Source organism: Neoroseomonas marina, assembly GCF_012927745.1.
GTDB lineage: Bacteria > Pseudomonadota > Alphaproteobacteria > Acetobacterales > Acetobacteraceae > Neoroseomonas > Neoroseomonas marina.
Genome location: NZ_JABBKX010000008.1, coordinates 247,015 through 249,879 on the forward strand (window position 1 = coordinate 247,015; position 2,865 = coordinate 249,879).

2 protein-coding genes are annotated in these 2,865 nt (G+C 71.8%); one reads left to right on the forward strand and one right to left on the reverse strand.

The features are described 5' to 3' along the window. Window positions 1-60 precede the first annotated feature (60 nt). Window positions 61-1,227, reverse strand: a complete 1,167-nt coding sequence (locus GWK16_RS20440) for a serine hydrolase domain-containing protein (protein WP_170055808.1) — start codon at window positions 1,225-1,227, stop codon at window positions 61-63. A gap of 114 nt (window positions 1,228-1,341) precedes the next feature. On the opposite strand from GWK16_RS20440, the gene GWK16_RS20445 reads away from it, so the two are divergent. Then, window positions 1,342-2,721 carry a class II 3-deoxy-7-phosphoheptulonate synthase gene (locus GWK16_RS20445; protein WP_170055809.1) on the forward strand — a complete coding sequence of 460 codons (1,380 nt, stop codon included), beginning with the start codon at window positions 1,342-1,344 and terminating at the stop codon, window positions 2,719-2,721. Window positions 2,722-2,865: the final 144 nt, after the last annotated feature.

Below are 2,865 nucleotides of genomic sequence, written 5' to 3' on the forward strand. Positions count from 1 at the left end.
GGTAGCCGGCGGCGTGGGGGGGGGGGGGGGGGGGGGGCGGGGGGGCCCAGCCCCCCCCGTTCACTGCCCGTTGAGCGTCGCCTCGAACCCCCTGAACAGCGCGATCGCCTTCGGGTCGAAGAAGGGCAGGACCTGGCTCATCATCAGCCCGGTCGTCCCGCGCCCGTGGTCGATCCAGTAGTAGGTGTTGGCCAGCCCCGCCCAGGCCAGGCTGCCCGCCGCGCGCCCCTGTGGCGTCTGCCGGCGGTTCACCAGGAAGGACAGCCCCCAGCCGCACGGGAGGCCCGGGAAGAAATCGGCGTCATGCGTCGCGGAGGGCACGGCCGAGACCATGGGCTGCACCGCGAGCGGCGCGATCTGGTCCCGCGCCATCTCGGCGATCGTCTCGGGTTTCAGCAGCCGCTCCCGCCCATGCCGCCCGCCATTGAGGATCATGCGCGCGAAGGCGAGGTAGTCCCGGGCGGTCGAATAGAGCCCGCCACCGCCGCTTTCGAACTCGGGGTCCTGCTCAACGATCATGTCGATCGGCGTCGGGCTGCCGTCCGGGCCCCGGGCATGCACGCTGGCGAGGCGCGCGCGCATGTCCTCCCGCAGCCGGAACGCCGTGTCGGCCATGCCGAGCGGGCCGAAGATCGTCTCGGTGAAATGCGCTCCGAGGCGCTGCCCCGTCGCCGCTTCCACCATCCGCCCGACCCAGTCGAGGCCGATGCCGTAGTTCCACGCCTCGCCGGGATCGAACAGGAGGGGCAGCCGCAGCGCGGCGAGTTTCCCGGTCGGCATGGGCGGCAGGCCGAGCGCCTTGCGCGCCTTGATCGTGTCCGCGCTCCACATCTCGTAGGAGAAGCCGGAGGTGTGGGTGAGCAGGTGGCGCAGCGTCATCGCCCGCTTCGGTGCCCGCAGGATGGGCTGGCCGGTGGCGTCGAAACCCTCGAGGACCTGTGCCTCGGCCAGGTTGGGAAGTACCTCGGCGGCCGGGGCGTCCAGCGCCAGGCGCCCGGCCTCGACCAGGCGCATCGCCGCGACCGCGGTCACCGCCTTGGTCATGGAGGCGATCCAGACGACGGTATCGGGCGCCATCGGCTCCGGCGCGCCGAGCCGCCGCACGCCGTAGCCGGCCGTGAAGCCCGCTTCCTCCCGGCCCGCGGCCGCCACGACCACGCCGGGCAGGTCGCCCGCCTGCACGGCGCGCTGCATCAGGATCCCGACGGCGTCGGCGCGGTCCAACATGACATCCCCTTCCCAAGCATGGCGGTCCGGCGAGCCTCGCACGGCCGCGCCGCTTCCCCCATCCCCCGCCACGCGGTTATGGTGCCCGACTTGCATGGAGGAGAGTGCCAGACAATGACCGCGCGAGGCTGGAGCCCGGATTCCTGGCGGGCGATGCCGATCCGGCAGGTGCCGGACTACCCGGACCAGGCGGCGCTTGCCGCGATGGAAGGGAAGATCGCGCGATTTCCCCCGCTGGTTTTTGCAGGCGAGGCCCGGCGCCTCCGGGCCGCGCTGGCGCGCGCCGGCGACGGGGAAGCCTTCGTCCTGCAGGGCGGCGACTGCGCCGAGAGCTTCGGCGACTTCACCGCCAACGTGATCCGCGACACCTTCCGGGTGCTGCTGCAGATGGCCGTGGTGCTGACCTTCGGCGGCCAGGTGCCGGTCGTGAAGCTCGGCCGCATGGCCGGGCAGTTCGCCAAGCCGCGGTCCAGCGACACCGAGACGAAGGACGGCGTCACGCTGCCCTCCTATCGCGGCGACATCATCAACGGCCCGGACTTCACGCCCGAGGGCCGCATCCCCGATCCGGCGCGCATGGAATTCGCCTACATGCAGTCGGCCGGCACGATGAACCTGCTGCGCGCCTTCGCGACCGGCGGCTATGCGGACCTGCACCATGTGCATCGCTGGAACCTCGGCTTCGTCGCCCGCAGCCCGCTGGCCGATCGCTATGCCGACCTGGCGACGCGCATCGACCAGACGCTGTCCTTCATGCAGGCCTGCGGCATGTCGGACCTGCCGCAGGTGCGCGAGACGGATTTCTACACCAGCCACGAGAGCCTGCTGCTCCCCTACGAGGAAGCGCTGACCCGCATCGATTCCACCACGGGCGATGCCTATGCGTGCTCGGCGCATTTCCTCTGGATCGGCGACCGCACGCGGCAGCCGGACGGGGCGCATGTGGAATTCCTCCGCGGCGTGAAGAACCCCATCGGCATGAAGGTCGGCCCGTCGATGGACGCGGACGAGCTCGTGCGCCTGACCGAGATCCTGAACCCCGCGAACGAGAAGGGGCGCCTGACGCTCATCTCCCGCATGGGCCACGACAAGGTCGAGACGAAGCTCGCCCCGCTGGTGCGCGCGGTGCAGAAGGCCGGGCGCAACGTGGTGTGGCTGTGCGACCCGATGCACGGCAACACCACGACCGTCGCCGGGTACAAGACCCGCGTCTTCGATTCCATCATGGGCGAGGTCCGGGGCTTCTTCGACGTGCATGAGGCCGAGGGCACCACCGCCGGCGGCGTGCATGTGGAGATGACGGGGCAGGAAGTGACGGAATGCCTCGGCGGCGCGCATCGCCTGTCCGAGACGGACCTGTCGGCCAACTACGCGACCTCCTGCGACCCGCGGCTCAATGCCGAGCAGTCGCTGGAACTGGCCTTCCTGATCGCGGAGGAGCTGAAGGCCCGCAAGGCCGCCGCGCTCGCGACCCCGGCCCAGGCGGCGCAGTGAACAAGCCGCCACCGCTCGGCGGCGCCACGCTCGGCGCCGCGCTGGCGGCCGGCGTGCCGCGGCGGGGTGCCCCCGCCCCCCCGCCGCCTACCGACACGTCGGGCGGGGGCATCACCCCGGGGGCGGGGTCCCACCTCCACCCCC